20 protein-coding genes are annotated in these 19,291 nt (G+C 67.6%); 12 read left to right on the forward strand and 8 right to left on the reverse strand.

Going from position 1 to position 19,291, the window contains the following annotated elements; genetic code table 11:
* Window positions 1-18 precede the first annotated feature (18 nt).
* Window positions 19-903: a DUF2381 family protein gene (locus BO221_RS49800; protein ID WP_233166624.1), complete on the forward strand. Its 885-nt coding sequence runs from the start codon at window positions 19-21 to the stop codon at window positions 901-903.
* Here BO221_RS49800 and BO221_RS49805 read toward each other — a convergent pair.
* Both BO221_RS49805 and BO221_RS49810 read right to left on the reverse strand, forming a co-directional pair.
* Window positions 875-1,384 (reverse strand): hypothetical protein, encoded by a 510-nt coding sequence (locus BO221_RS49805; RefSeq protein ID WP_083682712.1) that lies wholly within the window; start codon window positions 1,382-1,384, stop codon window positions 875-877. The two genes, BO221_RS49800 and BO221_RS49805, sit on opposite strands and share 29 nt — an antisense overlap.
* 538 nt (window positions 1,385-1,922) lie before the next feature.
* A complete protein-coding gene (locus BO221_RS49810; protein WP_073567989.1) occupies window positions 1,923-2,951 on the reverse strand; it encodes a lipopolysaccharide assembly protein LapB in 1,029 nt (342 codons plus the stop codon).
* A gap of 175 nt (window positions 2,952-3,126) precedes the next feature.
* On the opposite strand from BO221_RS49810, the gene BO221_RS49815 reads away from it, so the two are divergent.
* A complete protein-coding gene (locus BO221_RS49815) occupies window positions 3,127-3,981 on the forward strand; it encodes a hypothetical protein (protein ID WP_073567990.1) in 855 nt (284 codons plus the stop codon).
* On the opposite strand, the gene BO221_RS49820 is transcribed toward BO221_RS49815, so the two are convergent.
* Window positions 3,954-4,643, reverse strand: coding sequence for a GNAT family N-acetyltransferase (locus tag BO221_RS49820; RefSeq protein ID WP_083682714.1), 690 nt, complete (start codon window positions 4,641-4,643; stop codon window positions 3,954-3,956). The genes BO221_RS49815 and BO221_RS49820 overlap by 28 nt on opposite strands.
* A 196-nt stretch (window positions 4,644-4,839) precedes the next feature.
* On the opposite strand from BO221_RS49820, the gene BO221_RS49825 reads away from it, so the two are divergent.
* Genes BO221_RS49825 through BO221_RS49840 form a run of 4 tightly spaced genes read left to right on the forward strand, consistent with a single transcriptional unit; the run spans window position 4,840 to window position 9,078 of the window.
* Window positions 4,840-5,697 (forward strand): DUF350 domain-containing protein, encoded by an 858-nt coding sequence (locus BO221_RS49825; protein ID WP_073567992.1) that lies wholly within the window; start codon window positions 4,840-4,842, stop codon window positions 5,695-5,697.
* Window positions 5,694-6,953 carry a glutathionylspermidine synthase family protein gene (locus tag BO221_RS49830; protein WP_073567993.1) on the forward strand — a complete coding sequence of 420 codons (1,260 nt, stop codon included), beginning with the start codon at window positions 5,694-5,696 and terminating at the stop codon, window positions 6,951-6,953. Before BO221_RS49825 ends, BO221_RS49830 begins: the two co-directional genes overlap by 4 nt.
* Before the next feature lie 19 nt (window positions 6,954-6,972).
* The gene (locus BO221_RS49835; RefSeq protein WP_073567994.1) at window positions 6,973-8,502 is read left to right on the forward strand and encodes a hypothetical protein; all 1,530 of its coding nucleotides are present in this window, start codon (window positions 6,973-6,975) and stop codon (window positions 8,500-8,502) included.
* Between the two features lie 12 nt (window positions 8,503-8,514).
* Entirely contained in the window at window positions 8,515-9,078 is a 564-nt protein-coding gene (locus BO221_RS49840; RefSeq protein WP_073567995.1) for a hypothetical protein, read from the forward strand.
* Window positions 9,079-9,090: 12 nt separating this feature from the next.
* On the opposite strand, the gene BO221_RS49845 is transcribed toward BO221_RS49840, so the two are convergent.
* Window positions 9,091-9,852 carry a 2OG-Fe(II) oxygenase gene (locus BO221_RS49845; protein WP_143196151.1) on the reverse strand — a complete coding sequence of 254 codons (762 nt, stop codon included), beginning with the start codon at window positions 9,850-9,852 and terminating at the stop codon, window positions 9,091-9,093.
* A 185-nt stretch (window positions 9,853-10,037) separates the two neighbouring features.
* Here BO221_RS49845 and BO221_RS49850 point away from each other — a divergent pair, with 185 nt between their 5' ends.
* The 4 genes from BO221_RS49850 (at window position 10,038) to BO221_RS49865 (ending at window position 14,778) form a co-directional block, all read left to right on the forward strand.
* A complete protein-coding gene (locus BO221_RS49850; protein WP_143196152.1) occupies window positions 10,038-11,135 on the forward strand; it encodes a hypothetical protein in 1,098 nt (365 codons plus the stop codon).
* Window positions 11,136-11,279: 144 nt separating this feature from the next.
* Window positions 11,280-12,887 (forward strand): N-acetylmuramoyl-L-alanine amidase, encoded by a 1,608-nt coding sequence (locus tag BO221_RS49855; RefSeq protein ID WP_073567997.1) that lies wholly within the window; start codon window positions 11,280-11,282, stop codon window positions 12,885-12,887.
* Window positions 12,888-13,099: 212 nt separating this feature from the next.
* A complete protein-coding gene (locus BO221_RS49860; protein WP_073567998.1) occupies window positions 13,100-14,209 on the forward strand; it encodes an XdhC family protein in 1,110 nt (369 codons plus the stop codon).
* A complete protein-coding gene (locus BO221_RS49865; protein WP_073567999.1) occupies window positions 14,206-14,778 on the forward strand; it encodes an NTP transferase domain-containing protein in 573 nt (190 codons plus the stop codon). Before BO221_RS49860 ends, BO221_RS49865 begins: the two co-directional genes overlap by 4 nt.
* Window positions 14,779-14,781: 3 nt before the next feature.
* On the opposite strand, the gene BO221_RS49870 is transcribed toward BO221_RS49865, so the two are convergent.
* Both BO221_RS49870 and BO221_RS49875 read right to left on the reverse strand, forming a co-directional pair.
* Window positions 14,782-15,333, reverse strand: a complete 552-nt coding sequence (locus BO221_RS49870; protein ID WP_143196153.1) for a thiol-disulfide oxidoreductase DCC family protein — start codon at window positions 15,331-15,333, stop codon at window positions 14,782-14,784.
* Window positions 15,334-15,341: 8 nt separating this feature from the next.
* Window positions 15,342-15,809: a hypothetical protein gene (locus tag BO221_RS49875; RefSeq protein WP_198956341.1), complete on the reverse strand. Its 468-nt coding sequence runs from the start codon at window positions 15,807-15,809 to the stop codon at window positions 15,342-15,344.
* 198 nt (window positions 15,810-16,007) lie between these two features.
* On the opposite strand from BO221_RS49875, the gene BO221_RS56910 reads away from it, so the two are divergent.
* Window positions 16,008-16,670: a hypothetical protein gene (locus tag BO221_RS56910; protein ID WP_233166620.1), complete on the forward strand. Its 663-nt coding sequence runs from the start codon at window positions 16,008-16,010 to the stop codon at window positions 16,668-16,670.
* Window positions 16,667-17,506, forward strand: coding sequence for a hypothetical protein (locus BO221_RS49885; RefSeq protein WP_073568001.1), 840 nt, complete (start codon window positions 16,667-16,669; stop codon window positions 17,504-17,506). The genes BO221_RS56910 and BO221_RS49885 overlap by 4 nt, the downstream gene beginning before the upstream one ends.
* A 68-nt stretch (window positions 17,507-17,574) precedes the next feature.
* Here BO221_RS49885 and BO221_RS49890 read toward each other — a convergent pair whose 3' ends face one another.
* Entirely contained in the window at window positions 17,575-18,249 is a 675-nt protein-coding gene (locus tag BO221_RS49890) for a hypothetical protein (protein ID WP_143196154.1), read from the reverse strand.
* 14 nt (window positions 18,250-18,263) lie between these two features.
* Complete coding sequence (locus BO221_RS49895) at window positions 18,264-19,118, reverse strand: hypothetical protein (protein ID WP_073568003.1); 855 nt, start codon at window positions 19,116-19,118, stop codon at window positions 18,264-18,266.
* Window positions 19,119-19,291: the final 173 nt, after the last annotated feature.

Genomic DNA, 19,291 nt, shown 5'->3' on the forward strand with positions numbered 1-19,291 from the left:
TCCTGTGTCCTGGGCCTCATGCTTCTACAAGGCACTCCCCTCCTCCAGCCGCCCATCGCCGCGGCTTGCAAGGAATTGCAGCGCGTCGAACTCGCATTGGCCCCTGCGGCAGCGGGATGGGAGATTTGCATCAGCCCGGGGCTCATGACGAACTTTGTTTTCGACGCCCCAGTCCAGGTGGAACTGCAAGATGAGGTTCGCTTCCTCGAGGTGGCGCAAGGGCGCGGCACTCTCAGCCTTCTCCCTCCCCCAGACTTGATGCCCGGAGAGCGCCTCCGGCTCACCACCCGCCTTGGGAATGGGGCCAACCAGCAGCGTGTCACCTTCTCCCTGGTCGCTCACCTGGGACAGGCAACCCACCAGGTCGAAGTGTACCGCGACCAGCGCTCCCGAGAATCTCTGTGGCAGGAATTGGCCCAAGAGCAGGCAGAGAATCGGCAGCTCCGTGATGAGCGCGAGCAGATGCGGACCCAAATCGAACGATTACAGGTCAAACTCGAGCAATCGGGTGGGATCCGAGACCTGCTGGCCCACCGAGCGCTCAGCTCACGCGGAATCCAGTACGGAGAATTCAGCAGGAAGGAACTCATCCGTTCGGAAGGAATCCTCACCTACGAGTGGGGCTTCGGCTACCGCTCTGACAAAAGCATCGCAGCGGAGTTGGGGTTGAAGAACTTGAGCCCCGAGCCCTGGACAGCAGTTGTTGGCTCGCTGGTGGACGCCCAGGGCAATGAGGTAGGGAGAGTGAAACTTCGGCAGGAGACTCCCATTGCGCCCAACAGCCAAGGTTCGCTCATCGTGGAGGTGGACGCACTGCGGACCGAGGGCCTTGGCGAATTGACGCTGTCGCTGAAGGATGAAAGCTCGCGCGGCATCACCATTCCCGGGTTGACGTTCCCATAGGAAGAGGGGGACGCGGCACTCTGGCGACCTTTCTCGCGTGTGCGATGGCCTCCATGTGTTCCTCGCGCAGAGGGTTCTCTCGACGGAGTCGGCGCACCCTGCGCTCGGCATCCTCCAACATTCCCCATGCCTCGCGAGCCTGCCGGGGATAGAGATGAAGAGACTGCACGTAGAGGCAGGTAACGTGGACACGCATGCCCAGATCGCGGAAGCCGAGTTGCTGCAGGCGACGAAGCCACCGGCCAAACTCCTTCCATGGCATCCTGTCGCCGTAGGCCTCGGTGAAGATGGTACTTGCGATGATGCGCTGCACCGCGAGGCGCTGAGCAGGGGTCTTTGCCTTTTGCAACCAGCGATTCTCCAGCTTCAGGAGTTCGCGCTTGCATCGCTCGTAGGGCGCCTTCTCCTTGAGCAACTCCAAGTAGTGAAGGTCGAGTTCCTGGCTGAAGGTGACAGGATGTTCCTGGAGTGAAGTCTTCATGATTACGCTCCGGGACAGGCCTTCCCATTGGCACGTAGGGGCCAGTAACCGTATCGCATGCAGGCGCTGAAGCACGCCTTGCAATGCGACTCTCCCCAGACCCGGCCGTCATGCCTCCCACTTCTGCACTTCTCGTAGTGCGGTAGGCAGATGTCCTTCTCCCACCGTTCCCTTTCGTCTTGCGTCGGAAGTTCAGGTATCGGCGCAACCTCCAACTCAGGCTGCGCTACCGTTGTTTGCCCTGGCAGCAACTGGTTGGGCTGAGGCTGCGAATTCGGTGGAGCTGCCGCCGCGCACCGCTCGTATTGGCCGGGGTTTTCCTTCAAGCAGCATGAGACCGTGCTATCGGTCGGATTGCACTCGCCAACATGCGCACACCCGGCCAGAAAGGCCAGACCTGCCACGGCAAGCACCCATCGGCACGGCTGGCCATGGCCGATGACTCGAGATGGTTGCATGACTCACTCCATTGGCAGGGGGAATCCGGCTGACTGGAGTTATCGGGAGGACAACAGGCGTAGTTGCTTCCTACCAAGAATCACCCGCGAGCCCCAGGAGCAACCCAGTCCGCAAGCCCGAGCCGAGAGGCAGCCTCCCTCGCCGCCGCGCTCTGTGGGTCCCGCTCGAGTACCAGTCGCCATGCCTGCCGGGCCCGCTCACCCTGGCCAAGCTTCTCGAGGCAATCGCCCCACGCGAGCAGCGCACTCCCGCCCTGCCCCTTGTACGGGTGTGCCGCACCGGCCTCGAAGTGGCGTGCGGCCTCCTCCAGCCGCCCCGCCGCCAGCGCGATGTGCCCGAGCATGAACAGCCCGTTCCTCGTGCTCGCCACCCGGCGCGCCAACTTCAGCCCCTCCCGCGCCTCGTTCCCGGCTTCGTCGTACCGCCGCAACGCCAACAACGCCGCCGCACGGGTGAAGGCCACCTCGCTCCAATACACCCGGGGAATGTCCTCGCGGTTCAACCGCTCCAGGGTCACGAGCGCTTCCGCTCCCTGCCCGCTGTGCGCCTGGATCCACGCCCGCTGCATGAGGAGCGCGTGCCGGAGCAGGGGCTCCCCGGCCGGCGATTCCTCCACGGCCCGGAGGCACTCGTGGGCGGCTTCCCAATCCCCCAGGTTGTAGAGCGCCTCGCAGAGGTTGAACCGCGCCAGGGCCTCCTGCTCGTCAGGCCCCAACTCCTCCGCGTCGTCCACCCCTCGCGGTCCCCACCGGCGCTCGACCTCGAGCGCATCCTGATAGAGGCCCGCGTTGATGAAGGTGTTGATGGCCGTGTTGGCGAGACTCCAATCTCCCACCGCCCTCGCCTCGTCCGCGAGACGCCGCGCTCCCTCGACGGCTCGCGCCGTCTGTCCGAGCGCCTCGTGAGCGTGTACCCGGAGCTGCCGCAGCGATCGCCGCATGAACTCATCCGCGCCCAGCATCCCGATGACCCGGGTGATGCGAAGCGTGCCGCGATAGGCCCCCCACTGGAAGCTGCACTCCTCCGCCAGCGCGAACAGCCCCTCAATGAGCGGCTTCCGCAGCAGCACGGCGATCATGGCGAGGAGAGCGAGGGCGAGCCAGGGCATGAGGTGACCCGGGCCAGCCTACCGTGCATGCGTGCGCGAGGAAGAAATGACGCCTGCCCGGCCGCACCACGGGAAGCCCGACCTCCCGTCTACCGTTCCCGGCCCGCCCCTCGGGGGCGTATCCTCCGGCCTGGAACAGGGCCCCCTTCGAGGCCCGGAGTCGGACGGACACGCCATGGCAGGCGCACTCAACGGCCTCGTGGGCATCTGGGATCGCCCCTTCATCAACCTCGAGCCCTACCTCGACCTGGATCAGCTCGCCTCGCTCGATGAGGAGATCTGCTACGCGCTCGCACAGGTGGGCACCACCTACACGGGCGGCAGCCACAAGGCCATGGGCATCGTCCCGCCCTCGCTCGCCAACGACCCCTACATCGACTACGGCCAGGTCATCCGCGGCTTCTCCGAGAAGGAGTTCGCCACCTTCGTCTCGCTCGGAAACGACTCCGGCGCCTTCGATCCGCGCCGCCGCCAGGAGTACGAGTTCGGCGAGGAGCGCGACCACCCGCTCACCCGCGAGCAGATGCGCTTCCTCGAGTTCAAGCACGGCGTCTACTTCCCCTGGAAGGTCTTCTACGAGCTCGTCCCCGGCGGCTACTGGAGCGAGAAGAGCACCAGCGCCGGCAAGGATTTCACCCGCGAGGCCCGTCTCTACTTCCCCCGCACCGTGGCCTTCGTGAAGTCCCTCCCCTTCCGGGAGATCGGCCGCTGCACCCTGCTCGGGCTCAACGCCAACGACCACGGCACCGTCCACCGCGACGGCGAGCCCGAGGACCAGACGGCCCCCGACCACTTCATCACCGTCTGCCCGCGCGGCAACAAGCGCCTCTACCTCTGGAACGAGGAGCGTCAGGAGAAGACGCACGTGGACGGCCGCGCCTACTGGTTCAACGACTTCGACTACCACGGTGTCGAGGCCGCCCCCTCCTTCCGCTACTCACTGCGCGTGGATGGCGTCTTCGAGCCCGCCTTCCTCGAGCAGCTCCAGCGGGACCATGCGACTCAAGGCACGCGGGCTCCCTCCTCGTAGGCCACCGGCGGCGGCACGCGGGACAGGCTCCGCCACCGGCACGTGGGACCCATGATCGTGAGCGCCCCCTGTGCCGCCAGCGCCAGCAGCGAGCGCAGCAGCTCCGAGCTTCCCCGCGCCGGCGCGCCCAGCGGCACGCTGAAGCACAGCGACTCCTCGTCCTGCTCGGGCTCGCAGGGCGCGAGCGTCTGGACGAGCTTGTACATGGGCACGTTGCCCGCCAGCACCCGGAAGTCGAAGCGCTCCACACCCCGCTCGCGCGCGGCTTCCACCAGCTTGTCCAGCAGGATGCGGCCGAGCCCCTTGCCCTGCGCATCATCCACCACGGTGATGGCCACCTCGGCCACCTCGGGGGCGTGCTCCAGGCGGAAGAACCGGGCCACCCCCAGCCCCAACTCCTTCCCCGCCGGGCTCCACGTCACCGCCCCGATGGCCACGTGCCGCTCCCCATCCACGCTCGTGAGGTACCTCAGCTCCTCCGCCGACAGCCGGGGCTTGGCCGACAGGAAGCGCTGAAAGCGCGAACGCGGGGAGAGCCGCTCGAAGCCCTCCTTCAGCAGCGCCGCGTCCTGGGGCCGGACCATCCGCAGCTCCGCCCACGTCCCGTCCGCGAGCGACAGCCGTTCTCGGTACTGAGAATGGAAACGACGGTATGGCCGCATGTGGACCTCCCCCTGGGTCCGCGCAACCTGGGTTCGATGCCGCAGCGCGGCAAGCCGCTCCCTCGCCTGTTCCTCACGGGTGGAAGGTAGCTGACAGCAGGTGCGTCATGAGTCCGGCAATCACAGTGAAGCGGGACAACCGCGCCGAGTGATTCCAGGCGCTTACCAGGGTGTCCGGTGTAGCATCGCGGTCCCCATGGAGCTCCGCCCCCTCTACCTGCCCGCCTTTGGCGCGATCACCACCGTCGTGCTCCTGCTCCTCCTGCGCGCCGGACAGCGGCTGTTGTCCCCCGCACACACCGTCCGCTCGGACATGGAAGAGGGCCACATGGCCCATGCGCTCGTCCAGGTGGGCCAGGTGCTCGGCCTCTTCCTCATCTCCGGCTCGGTGGTCGCCGGGTGCGTGCAGGGCGAGAGCCTGAGCCATGACGTGCTGTGGGTGTCCGCCTATGGACTGGTGGCGCTGGTGCTGCTGGAGGTTTTCGGACACCTGGGCGTGCGGGTGCTGCTGCGCGCGCGGCTGGCGGCGGAAGTCGAGCGCGGCAACATCGCCGCCGGACTGGCCGCCGGCTCGCACTACCTCGCCACGGGCATCCTCCTGTCCCGCTCCGTGTCCGGCACGGACCTGGGCACGCTGGGCGTGGTGCTCGTCTTCGTCGTCATCGCCCAGCTCACCCTGCACCTGTTCGTGATGCTCTTCCGCACCCTCACCGCCTACGACGACGCCGAGGAGATCCTCGGGGAGAACCTCGCCGCGGCCCTCAGCTACGCGGGCATCACCGTGGCGCTCTCCCTCATCATCGGCCATGCGGTGGAGGGCACCTTCGAGGGCTGGGCTGCCTCGCTGCGCGGCTACGCGCTGGCGCTCGTGTTCGCCCTGGCGCTCTACCCGGTGCGCCAGCTCTTCGTGCAGACGCTGCTGCTGGGCGCGCGCTTCACCCTGCGCGGCGGCCGGTTGGATCAAGGCATCGCCGCCGAGCGCAACCTGGGCATGGGCGTGCTCGAGGCCGTCTCGTACCTCGCCGCCGCCTTCCTGGTGACCCGGTTGTCATGAGCACGCCGCCTCTCACCTACGAGGCGCTCGCCGAGCACCTGGTGCGCACGGGTCTCGTCACGGACCCGTGGCTGGAGGGCGCGCCCCGCTTCCGCGCCGAGCCCCTGCTCATTTCCCGCGAGCGACAGGCCGCGCTCTTCCAGGCCGCCGAGAACGTGGCCGCCGCCTACCACGAGCTGGTGCTGGCGTGCGCCGCCTCGCCGGAGCTGCTGGACGGCTTCTTCGGCCTCACGCCCGGCCAGAAGCTCATGTGGCAGGCCTCGCAGCCCTTCTGGCACGGCTTCGCCCGCGCGGACGTATTCCTCACCAGGGAGGGGCAGCTCGCGGTGTGCGAGCTCAACAGCGACACGCCCACCGGCGAGGTCGAGGCCGTGCTGCTCAACCCGCTGGTGCAGCCCGCGTGGCCGGGCACGGTGGACCCCAACACGCAGTTGGGCGAGCGCATGTGCTCCATGGTGGAGTCGCTGGCGGCCCGGCTGCTGGTGCCCATGCCCGAGCAGCTCTCGGTGGGCATCCTCTACCCCACGGAGATGCCCGAGGACCTGGGGCTGGTGCGGCTCTACCGCCAGTGGTTCGAGGCGCGCGGGTGGAAGGTGCACCTGGGTTCGCCCTTCAACCTCACTCAGGGCCCGGACGGGCGGGTGCGCCTCTTCGGCGAGCCGTGTGACGTGCTGCTGCGCCACTACAAGACGGACTGGTGGGGCGAGCGCCTCCCCGTCTGGGACGACGAGGAGCCCTTCGAGGACATGGTGCCGCTGGCCGGCCCGCTCTCCGTGGTGCTCCAGGCGTGCCTGGAGGGCCGGTGCGTGGTGGTGAATCCCTTCGGCGCCGTGCTCACGCAGAACAAGCGGACCCTGGCCTTCATGTGGGAGCGGCACGACTGCTTCTCCCCGCGCGCACGGGCCACCATCCGCGCCCACATCCCCTACACGGTGCGGATGGAGACGTTGCCCATCGAGGAGCTGGCGAGGGATCGGGAGGCGTGGGTGCTCAAGTCCGACTACGGCGCCGAGGGAGACGAGGTGCTGGTGGGCCGCTTCACGCCGAAAGAGGAGTGGAACGCGGCGCTGGTGCACGCGGTGCCCGGCCGCTGGGTGGCCCAGCGTTACTTCGCCGCCGAGGAGACCGCGGGCGGAGAGACGATCAACCACGGCGTCTATGTGATCGCGGGCGAGGCGGCCGGCCTCTACACCCGCGTGCAGCAGGGCGCCACCGACACGCGCGCGCTGAGCACTCCGGTGCTGGTCACTCCGTGAAGGGAAGGATGAAGCGACGATGAGCAGCGAGAACGACCAGAACCCCTTCCGCCGCAAGGTGATGACCCGGCAACCGGGCCTCATCGGCGCGCAGTGGTGGAACGAGGGCCTCTCGGCGATGAGCGACCCCGTCTCCCGGCGCAAGGCCCTCCAGGCGCTCGCGGTGTTCGGCGGCGCGGTGGCCGTGGGAGGCTTCGCGCTGGCCTCCACCTCGGGCGAGGACGAGTACCTGGAGCTCCACGACGCCCTGCAGATGCAGCGCGAGCGCGGGTGGAACTTCGGCGCCACGGACGACAGCCTCACCTTCACGGGCCAGACCAAGGTTCCCCTCAAGCCCCAGGATCTCAACACACTCGCCACCGAGCTGACGCCGAAGCAGGACGCGCTCAAACCCTTCTCCCAGGCCACGCTCTTCCAGTCGGTGGCGTCCAGTTCCGCCGGCTCCCTGGCCCTCACGCTGCGCCCCATCTTCACGCCCGAGATGAACACGGCGTTCAAGCAGGGCCAGGCACTGGCCGCGCTCTTCGCGGAGCAGCCGGAGGCGGCGCGCGCCACGGCCGTGCTGGTGGACCTGCCCGGCCCCGAATCCATCGCCTTCGCCACGGCCCTGGCCGAGCGCTTCGAGCCCGTCTTCACCTTCGACAACTGGCCGCACCCGGTGGGCGTGGTCCCCGCGCACCTCACACTGGCCGCGGCGACGTACTACCAGCCCACGCTCCGGGAACTCGCGAGCAGGCGCACGCTCCCCGCGCCTCCGGTGTTCGTGCTCGATCGTCAGCGGCTGGCGTCCTACAACGACCAGGAGCGGGAGTTCGACAACCGCTACATGGCGCGAATGCCCTCCGCCGAGCAGCTGCGCAAGCTGGGCATCCAGCACGTGCTGTACGTCGCCCCCGGCGGGCAGGGGCAGACGCAGGAGCTGGACGATCTCAACGAGGACTTCGTGATCTGGCGCACCTCGGGCCTGGACGTGAAGCTGGTGGCGGCCAAGGACTTCCAGCCCGACACGACCACGCCCGCGGTGGCCACGGGCCCGGGCATGACGGGCACTCCCGACGGTGGCACTCCGGCGGACGCGGGCTCGTCCGCGATGGCCACCGCGAGCACCACCCCTTCCCGGCCCGATGCGGGCACCGACGCGGGGACCTCCGCCGTGGCCACAGCGAGCACCCCGCCGAGGCCTTCCCACTGGTACTACGGCGGCTCGCGGATGGCGCACGATTCCTTCTGGTTCATCTATCCCTGGGGCCGCACCCACACGAGCACCGGCCTCGTCCACGGGCTCCCCTCCTCCGGAATCCTCTCGGCGAAGAACGTGCCCCAGGTGCCCCCGAATGTCTCGAAGGGGTACGCCTACGAGCCGCAGCGGCGGACCACGATGTTCTCCGCCATTCCCCGTGGAGCGACCGGTGCCTTCCGTCCCTTCCCCTCTGGCTTCGGCAAGGTGGCCATGCGGACATCGAGCAACAGCCGCGCCATCCTCGGCCCGGCGTTCTCCTCACGCAGCTCGTGGAGCCGCTCCTCGAGCTACTCCTCCTCGGGCGGGTGACAGGAGCGGCACATGAACTACTCCGTCTTCTCCATGCAGGTGGTGCTGGAGCTCCAGGGTCCGGACGACTCCACGTACCAGGAGCTGCACAAGATCATCCGCTCCGCCCCCGAGCGGAGCAACTACGCGCGGATGCACGACTTCTACGGCCGCATCTGCGCCACGCTGCGCCGGCAGTCCGACCGCTTCGAGATGGGCGTGTGGGACTACTGGGACGACTCGAATCGTGCGCCGAAGGACTTCCAGGACTGGGTGGACGGGCTTCAGGGCAAGGAGGCCCGGACCGAGCCGGCCCCCGAGGATGGGAAGCCGCGCTACCTCGCGTGCACCCTGGCGCTGCTGCTGCAGAACGGCAGCACGAGCGACCATCGGCTCGGCCAGCACTGCGACATCGCCGAGGCGAAGCTCTGGAAGAAGGGCACCTTCAACCATCTGCTCAAGGGGCCCCGGCTGCTCAACTTCCTGCACGTGAAGTCCGACGTCGTGTACCTGCTGCCGGGAGATGACCCCGCCTGCGGCCTCACGAAGGGCGACCTTTCGAGCCAGAACTTCCACTACCTGCGCAAGCTCACCTGACGGCGCGCGGGTCTAGAACCAGACCTCCCAGCGCGAGCCCGATTCATCTAACGCCGCGTGCGCCGTGGCCGAGATGCGATCTCGCGTGCCGGCGAAGGGTTGGATCTGATGCAGCCGGTAGCTGTCGAGCACGAGCAACTCCCCCACCCGGTAGTCCACATCGGCGCGCGGGGACTGGAGCTCGCGCTCGGAGACGTCGTCGGTGCCCGCGAAGGTGACGTCCCACAGGCGCAGCGCCCCACCCGACTCCGGTGGCTGGAGCATGAGCACGAGCGTCAGGGCCCGCGAGTGGCGGGCACACTGCTCGTCGGAGAGACCCTCGTTGTCGTAGTGGACGTCTCCCCCGTTGTGAGACAGCCACTCTCCGGCCGGGAAGATGTGGACGCCGGGGCCGCACCAGCCCTCGCGCTTGACGGCGGGCGCCCCCACCAGCGTCGAGATGGCCTCGCATAGCCGGCCCTGCAGGCCCGGCAGCATCCGCTCCACCACCGCGTCCGAGGTGCGGGCGTTGGCGAAGTACTCGTCCTCGCGATCCTGCTCGAGGTGCGTGTACCAGGCTCGCCCCAGGGAGAACTGCACGCCATCGAAGTCGGAGATCCAGAAGGGCCTGCCCGCGTACACACGGCGTGCGAGCGCGGCGCACTCGGCGGGCGGAAGGAAACCGGGGATGCGCACGCCCAGGTGCGCATCGAGCACGGAGAGGAAGTCCGAGGTACCCGAGCGCAGGGACTCCCACGAGCGCTCGGCTACCGTGGCACGAGGGGACACGGCCATGTTGGGGGGGACGATGCGGGAGAAATGAACGGCATGCAATCGCCTGACGGGCGGCACACCGTCCAGCGTGAGTGCTCCTTTTCGAAGGTGCCGGACTTCACTCTCCGAGAAGATCCATCCCGTCCATCTTCTGACAACATCCGCCCAGAGCGCTCCGGCCCTTTCGCCGGAGCTGGGGGAGTGACATGTCGATGAATCGGTGGATGAAGGTGTCGTGCGCGGCGCTGGTGGCGGCTTCCGGCTGTACCAATAGCCAGGTGGACCCCGAGCTGGAGATCCAGCTCAGCGGCAAGGTGCTCAAGGAGGACGGCCAGCCCCTGGCGGACACGCTCCTGAAGATGAATCGCAGCGCGAACTCGAGCTGTCTCTTCAGTCTCTTCGGCGGCCTGGACTGGAAGTCGATGAAGACGAAGACCGATGGCACCTTCAGCGAGGAGCTGCTGGGCGCGGACACCCAGGCCAACGGTCTGGCGCGCTGCTTCGAGCTGCGGGTTCCGGGGACCGGGACGGGGGGAAACCACGGGTACGCCAGCTTCATCATCCAGACGGACACGGTGCAGCTCCCGCTCCTGCAACAGTGGACGGGCAAGCCCTCGGCGGCAGCCGGTGCCGATGGTGTGAGCGTGTCCTATGAGGGCCTCACCGCCTCGCAGGCGGGCAACAGCGGCACGCATACCCTCACGGTGACCAGGTCCTCCAGCTCCATCTGGGTGAGCCGGAATGTGAGCTCGCCAGCGCCCCTCAATGACGACCTGCTCGAGGACGCCGCGGACCTCAAGGCCTCGGTCTCCATCCAGCGCGAGGCCGAGATCGACAAGACCAGATTCAGCCTCTACCACAATGGCAGCGACGTGGCCCTGCCCAAGCGCGCCCGCGTCCCGTTCAGCCGTGGCGCGAACTGCACCTACCCCGAGGCGCCCGCCACCTGCCCGCTGACGGATGGCGACCTCGCCTCGACGGTGACCTTCCCGGCGGGCACGCTCGAGGTGGCCCTCCAGCTGCCGCAGCCCAAGGTGCTGCGCAAGGCCGTGGTGCGCAATCTCGACATGTCCTTCGGGGCGACGACGAAGGAACTGGTCCTCGAGGGCAGCACCGATGGCACCACCTGGGTGGCACTGGCCAACCTGCTGGGGAGCGAGTTCAACGTGTACCCGTTCTACGAGGCCACGCTGAGCCACCCCACCGCGTTGAGCCACGTGCGCCTGCGCGCCGCCGGGACTCCCATCAGCGAGGATCGCCCCTTCTTCATCGAGCACCTCAGCGAGCTGTCCTTCTTCGAGTAGTCACCGATAGATCTCGAAATCTAATTTTTCATGAAAAAATGGTCTTCCTATGAAGCCCAAGAATATGCATCCTCCCACCCGCGGCCCCCCCGGGTAGGGGGTGGCGCCGTTTCTCACCCCCGTTGTTCCCCCCAAGGAGTGTGCATGAAGACCCTTTCCAAGCCGTTGGCCACCCTGGCAGCCGCGCTCGCCCTGGCGGCCTGTGGTCCCCAGGAGCAGGAGCCCTCCACCCAGACCCCCGCCGTGGCCGAGGACGTTCGTCCCGAGGCCGAGCGCACCCCGTACCAGCTGGACGCCGCCTTCGCGAAGGCGGGCGCGGAATTCGGCGTTCCGGCGGACCTGCTCAAGGCCATCTCCTACACCGAGACCCGGTGGGAGATGGTGCAGGGCGAGGTGGAGTTCCAGGGCATGCCCGCGGCGCACGGCCTGATGGCGCTGCGCGGCGAGAAGATCTCCGAGGGCGCGCGCCTGGCTGGCGTGTCCGAGGAGGCGGTGCGCACGCAGCCCGAGGCCAACATCCGGGCCGCCGCGGCGCTGCTCTCCGCGTACGCGGACGAGCTGAAGGTGGAGCGCACGGACGTGGGCGCGTGGGCCCCGGCCGCCGCGAAGCTCAGCGGCATCGAGAACACCGAGGCGCAGGCCCAGTACATCCACCAGGGCGTGTACGACATCCTGCGCAAGGGCGCGGTGGCCCAGACGCCCGCGGGCGAGCTGGCCGTGTCGCTGGTGCCCACCAAGGCGCAGGCGAAGTTCCCCTCGTCGGACATGGTGCGCTCGATGAGCGCGGACTACTCCCCGGCCATCTGGCGGGCATCGCCCAACTACAACGCGCGTCCGTCGGGCACGGACATCTCGATGATCGTCATCCACACCTGTGAGGGTGGCTACTCGGGCTGCTGGAGCTGGCTGGCCAACTCGTCCGCCGGGGCCAGCGCGCACTACGTGGTGAACGAGAGCGGCTCGGAGATCACCCAGCTGGTGTCCGAGACGAACCGCGCCTGGCACGTGGCGGCCAGCTACAGCTGCAGCCTCAACGGCAGCGTGATGTGCGGCCTCAACGGCTCGTCGGTGAACAACTTCTCGGTGGGCATCGAGCACGGCGGCTACGCCAGCCAGACGTCCTTCCCCACGGGGCAGATCGACGCCTCGGCGAAGCTCTCGTGCGACATCTCGCGCGACCGCACCGTGGTGCGCGACAGCTACCACATCGTGGCGCACGGCCGGCTGCAGCCGTACAACCGCACGGACCCGGGCCCCAACTGGCCGTGGTCCACGTACATCAGCAAGGTGAAGTCGTACTGCGGTGATGGCGGCACCACGCCCCCGCCGACGGGCCTGATCATCGACAACAACAACGCCGCCAACGACACGGCCAAGGGCTACATCGAGCTGACGGGCTCCTGGGCGGCCACGACGGGCACGGCGGGCTACTACGGCTCCAACTACCTGTACGCCTCGACGGCGGCGGTCTCCGAGCCGGCGACGTTCTGGTTCTACCTGCCGGCCGCGGCCACCAAGACGATCGACGCACGGTGGACGTCGGGCACCAACCGCTCGGCGGCGGCGCCCTACATCATCAAGAACACCAGCGGCACCACGCTGGCCACGGTGTACAAGAACCAGCAGACGGGCGGCGGCGCGTGGAACACGCTCGGCACCTGGAGCTTCCAGGCCGGCTGGAACAAGGTGCAGCTCAGCCGCTGGGCCGCCGAGGGCTTCGTGGTCGTCGCGGACGCCATCCAGGTCCGGTAGTGACGTGAAGGAGGTCCCGGGCGCGGTGTGAGGCTCCGGGGCCTCCAGCGGGACACGGGGGGCCCTTCCGGGCTCCCCGCCCCGCGCGGAAGTCCAAGGCCTTGTCCGCCAGTCTGCTTTCCGCGGGAGATGCGTCTCCGCGTCGAGAGCCCGGGTGGTAGAGTGCCTGCCTTCGCTCCCGCGGCTTCGGGAGCGGTGGGAGAAGACACACCGTGAAGGAGCTGGAGGAGATCCTGCGTGCCCGGGCCCGCGCGCGGGGGCCGCTCGTGCTGGCGACCGTGGTGGCCGTGTCTGGCTCGGCGTACCGGAGGCCCGGCGCGCGCATGCTGATGGCCGAGGAGGGCCGGCTCGCCGGTGGCGTGAGCGGCGGCTGCCTCGAGCGGGACGTGGTCCGCAAGGCCTTCTTCTGGACGTCGGGCGGCCCGCACGTGCTGCGCTACGACTCCACCGTGGACAGCCCCGAGGACGAGGACGGCCTGACGTTCGCGCTCGGGTGCAACGGCGTGGTGGACATCCTGCTGGAGCGCTGCGAGCCCGGACCGGTGGATGCGCTCGCCTTCGCCGAGGAGGCCCGGAAGCGTGCTCAGCGCGTGGTGATCGCCACGGTGTACCGGGGTGGTGAGGTGGGGGCGCGGCTGCTGCTGCGCGAGGACGGCGAGGAGGCCAGCAACCTGTCCGGGCCGCTGCGGGACGCGGTGCGCACCGCGGCCGGAGAGGCGCTCGAGACGGGGCGCACCTGGAGTGGCCCGTGCGGCGGCGCGGACGTGCTGGTGGAGGTGGTGGAGCCTCCACCCCCGGTGGTGCTGTTCGGCGGCGGCTTCGACGTGGCGCCCGTGGTGGTGCAGGCCGCGAGCCTCGGCTGGCACGTCACGGTGGTGGCGGACAAGCCCGCGGAGCTGCTGCGGCAGCGCTTTCCCCGGGCCCATGCCGTGGTGGCGACGAAGGCCAAGGACATCCTCGACACGGTGCCGCTCTCCCCGCGCACGCTCGCGGTGGTGATGACGCACAGCCTGCCGCAGGATCGCGAGCTGCTCGCCCGGCTGGTGCCGCAGCCCTTGCGGTACCTGGGCGTGCTGGGGCCACGCTCGCGCACGGACCGGGTGCTGGGAGAGCTGTCCTCCGCCCCGGCTCCCGCGCAGCTGGAGAAGCTGCACGCGCCCATCGGATTGGACGTGGGAGCCGAGGGCGCCGAGGAGGTCGCGCTCTCCATCGTGGCCGAGCTGAGGGCCGTGCTGGCGCGGCGCGAGGGCGGCAAGCTCCGCGAGCGTCAGGCCCCCATCCACGCGGAGGCCCCGTCACCGGCGGCGCGGAGACTCGCGTGAAGGTGGGCGCGGTGGTGCTGGCCGCGGGAGGTTCCTCGCGGCTGGGGCGCCCCAAACAGTTGCTGGTGCATGAGGGACGGACGCTGGTGCGGCGAGCGGCCGAGACCGCCGTGGCCGCTGGCTGTGAGCCGGTGGTGGTGGTGGTGGGCGCGCATGGCGAGGCCGTGGCCGAGGAGCTCGCGGGCCTGCCGGTGCGAACGGTGGACAACCCGGAGTGGCGGGAGGGCATGGGCCGCTCCCTGCGGGTGGGCGTGAGGGCCCTGCCCGAGGTGGAGGCGGTGCTGGTGCTGCTGTGCGACCAACTCCGGGTCGGCTCCGCGCACGTGAGGGCGCTGGTGGATACCTTCGCGCGGACGCGCTCGCCCATCGTGGCCTCGGGTTACGACGGAGCACGGGGTGTGCCCGCCCTGTTCTCCCGCGCGCTGCGTCCCGAACTGGAGGCACTCGAGGCCGACCAGGGGGCGCGCAAGGTCATCGTCCGGGAGCCCTCGCGCGTGGTGGAGGTGCCCCTGCCAGGAGGGAGTGAAGACGTGGACACGGCCGCGGACCTCTCCCGGCTCTCCGACTGACGTTCAGCCCGGCTCCAGCCCGCCCACCACGTCCGCCAGGCAGTGGGGGCAAGCGGTACGCCCCTCCGCCATGGGCCGGCCACACCATTCACATCGCACCATGCGCGGCAGACGGCAGGCCGCGTCGCCCGGGGCGCACTTCGCGGCACCGGGAGGCCCGGCCTCTCGCTCCAGATGCCGCCGCACCGCATCGTCCTCCAGGTGCAGCCAGCCGGACAGCTTGCGGCGGTTGCTGGAGAGCAGCTCGAAGGCGTTGCGCGCGAGCGGCATCAACGTGGGCCGGGACAGGCGCTGCGCCCAGGCCCGGTAATCCTCCAGCGCCCACAGCACCATCAACCATGCGTGGGTGTCCCGGTAGACGCCTCCCTCGTCGTCCACCACCACCAGTTCCTCCTTGGTGGCCGAGCGGCGCAGCTCGGGAAAGCGCTTCGCGGCCGCCTCACTTCCCGCCGGGAGACACTCGAGCTCCACCAGCGTGCGCTGCGCTCCCAGCCACCGGGCACAGCTCACGCAGAAGCCACACGTCTCGTCGTACAGCACGCTGAGGGCACGCATGGCGTTGCTCACACGCCCTCGGCCACGGGGGTCTGCTGCGACGGCGACACGCGGGTGTACTCCCGCGGCAGCACGGGCGGCGGCTGATGACGCACCTGGCTCGAGCGGCGGATGCGGTTGAAGACATACAGATTGAAGAAGTGCATGGCGCCGAGCACCACCATCACCCAGCCGACCTTGGTGCAGACCAGTTCGATGATTTCCTGCACCGTCCAGATGGTCCGGTGCTCCTTGAGCGACAGGGCCACGTAGCCGATGTTCATCAGGTAGAAGCCCACCACCAGCAGGTGGTTCACCGATTCCGCCAGACGCTCCTTGCCCAGGAAGGCGTCGTGCAGGAAGTGCGCTCCGTTGCGTTGCAGCGTCTTCGCCACCCACACCGTCAGACCGATGCTCACCAGAAGGTAGAGCAGGTACGCCACCACCATGAAGTGGCTGGACTCAGGTACGGGGGTCGCCAGCGAGGTCGGATCCATGACACGTCTCCCTCGGGGAGCGCGGCCGCCCGGGGCTCCAGTGCCCCTGTGGATTGGCGCCGCCCTCCCCTTCCATCAAGGAGTACCGGAAGGAATTTTCGCGGTTGCGGGGCGGCCTTTTTTCCACGTGCCCGCGGCCCGTAAGTGTGCGATCCAGGCCGGGTTCACCTCAGCACCCGCTGCGGGATGGCCCCCTACATGAAAGCGGCATCCATCACCTACCGAGCCATTGCGGTGAGCCTCGCCCTGCTGCTCGTAGCCTGCGGCACGACACGCGCGTCGGCCACAGGTCCCACAGGTCCCGATGACCTGGCCAGATACGTCCTCCTCATCACGCAACAACCGGATGGACGGGTCACCCACAGCTGGCGGCCGGTAGCAGAGTTCGAACTGAACACGTACCAAAGCCAGGTCCACGCCAACGGGTTCTACGGACAAGTCGTCAACGCCTCGTTCACGGCGGAAGAGTGCCAGCAGGCGTATGAAGTCTGCGTCCCCGAGTGTCAAGCAAGCACGCGAATACGTCAGGTCAGCAAGTACGTATACGACTCCCGTGTCCATGGGCCTTGGCGCACCGGCAAGTATGCGTATTGTGACGGGGCTTGTATGAAGCAACTCGCGAACTGCCTGCACGACGTGGAGCCCGAACCCGTGAAGTTCGAAGCCATCGCGCCCGCGTTGGACTGGGTCAAGGAGAACCGCAACACCATCCTTGTGGGGACTGTCGTGGTCATCGCGGGTGTTGCTTTCGTCGCCGTCTTCGTGGGCTCTGGAGGTAGTGGGCTCGCACTCCTGCCCCTCGTGGCCATGGCTTCGTCAAGCCCGCTACCCACGTCTCGAATGTTAGCGGTGAAACCGTGACGATCTTCGAACTGCTCTCGAATGCCGGGATATTGCTTGCAAAGCTTTGGCGAGCGACACGGGCTCGTGAAGACGAGGGGCTGTATCGCTTGATTCAAGAAGCGAACTTCTACATCTGGCGCACGGGTCAGGTGTATCGCTTCGAGGATTACCTCGGGCGCGCCGCCGCTGATCGTCACCCCGCCGAAGCGTCCGCGTGGAGTGGTGAGTACAGCGAGCGCATCACCCAGGCCCGGGAGATTCTCTCGCGGATTCGCGCTTCCCAGCAGTCCCCCGGCGATCAACACCTCGTTCAAATCGCCATCGACCAACTCGATTTCATTCGTTCAACCGGCCAGCAGGACGAGTTCTACGATTATCTCAAGACGTTCTATGGGAATCCGCCGCCTGTCATCGCTCGCTTCGACACACGTCAAGAAGCAGAGGCGTGGCTGAACAATCTCGCCGAGCCGCCAAGCAGTGCCTATGTCCTCGTGGGGGACGATTACCTCGAGGTCTTCTACTTTCGTGACAGGGCCGTGCGCGGCTTCGAGCGACAGTACACCCTGGAGCGATTCATCGAGGCCATCACGTTACGAGGGCTTCCGCCTCCAGCAGCGGTATTCGCCACTCGCGCGGAGGCAGAGGCGTGGTGGGCGAACCAACCGGCGCATCCCATCTGGGTATTCGTCCAGATCGCGGGTGAGCAGTACATCGCCATCCATCACCGGAAGATAGCGCACCACACGCTTCATCCCATTTCAATCCTGAAGGGTTGGGAGGAAGAGAAGAAGAGGCTCGAGGAAATGGAGAAGGCGCAACAGGCGGAAGGACGCCCCATCGAGACGGAGGAGTGAGGAGCAACGAGCTTCTCACATGGGCAAGCCACTCCAGTCCGTGAAGTCGATGCGCGCTGCTGGACAGCTCACGGGCTCGCGGCCCGGAGTTGGGCGATCCACTCCCGGATTTCCTTGTGGGTCCGTTGGGCATCGGCTCCCTCCCGGAACATCAGGAAGTCGAAGCGGCCTTCCACCAGCATGTTCATCAGCGTCCGGTCGGTGGCGATGAGTTCCGGCACGTCCCAGGGAAAGACGGGCCAGGCCCCCCGATCCTCCCGGATTTCCGGGTCCATGTAGACGAGTTCCAGATAACGAGCATAGGTGTCGAAGAAGCGGTCCACATTGGAGGCAATGGGAAGGGCGTAGAAGTCCTCGTAGGGGTCGACCTTGACGACTGGTTGCAAGCCTTGCGCATCCGCCAGACTCGGAACCGTGGCATAGCGATAGGCTGACGCCTCCCGGCATCCAAAGATGACAAGGGAGCGGAACGGCTCGGGCCAATAGGGCTGAACCTCCTCATTCGCCATGAGGATGCCATTCACCTGCTCGTCACAGGGCTCCACGAAAAGATCGAAGTCAAGATGAAGCCCGCCCAATCGTGAATAGAAGGCGGCCAGAATCGGGTCGAGTGGCAGACCCCAGAGGAGAGTACCCGCGGCCGACGCTCCTCCCCAAGGCTTTCTAGTATTGACTTGGACGGAATACTTCTCACAGGTTGTCAGCAGTCGGTCGAGTCCAGGCAATGAAGTGTCGTTCGTCATGCGTATCTTTTCTGTCACTTCGCGACCAGGGCTCGGACGTCATCCAGTGCCGCCGTCATGGCCCGTTGGAGCAGAGCCTCTGACTGGCTCGGCTCGTAGACCTTGTTGAACCAGCTCTCGAAGTGTCGCCGGGTGATGGATGTCATCTGTCGAACCTGCTCTGGACTGGCCCTGTCGCCGACCTCCATGCGGAAGAGATTCCACAGTTTGTTGATGCCCTCATGAACGGGCTTGCCCAAGGCCTTGAGGTTGGCGGCGGCATTGATGTCCAACTCAGGGAAGAGGTGGGCATACTCCAGAGGAATGAGGTGGTGGATGTCATATCGTTCTCCCCGGGAGCCTTTCAGCACTGCGGCCAGTTCGGGATGGAAGAGGCCATAGAAGTCCTGTTGAGCCTTGGCACGAAGTGCATCTTTTGGCTTGTCCTTCAATTTGACAGTAAGCGACTGCTCCATGCGCCGCAGGAGCACGGTGAGCTCATTGCGCTCGGCGGCGGAGAGGGAGTCGAAGCCCTCCGTCTCCACCTTCGCGAAGAGCCGCCGCAACAGCTCCTGGTCCTTACGCCCCGCCCGGACGAGTTGCGTGCGAAACCAGCGCATCCCCGCGGCGCCGCCCCGGGCCACCACCCGCATCACCGTGGGCGCCATGGCCTCGAAGGCCAGATGCAGGCCCTTCCCCACCAATCCACCGATGACACAGAGGGCCACCTGCTCCAGGGTGAAGGCCCCCGCCAGCTTCACCGAGTCCACCATCTCCTCTCGGTAGCTGTGGAAGATGTCCGCGTGCAGCTGGCGGTACTCGGTAAATGCTCGCCGAGCCCCGTGGTCGAGGAGCTTGACGACGAGCGCGGGGCATGAGGGAGCGCTCACCGCGGTGCGACAGCCAGCGCGGCGCCCGGTCAGCTCAAGACAGGTGGGAATGAGTGCCGTGGCGAGTCAGCCCGCAGCGGACTGCGCGAGCTGGTTGGGCAGGGGAATCGCTTCCCCGCGCAGGGCCGCCAGCGCGGCCTCTCGCAGGTAGCGCTTGGGGTCCACCCCGCCCA

Source organism: Archangium sp. Cb G35 (assembly GCF_001896145.1).
Taxonomy (GTDB): Bacteria; Myxococcota; Myxococcia; order Myxococcales; family Myxococcaceae; genus Archangium; species Archangium violaceum.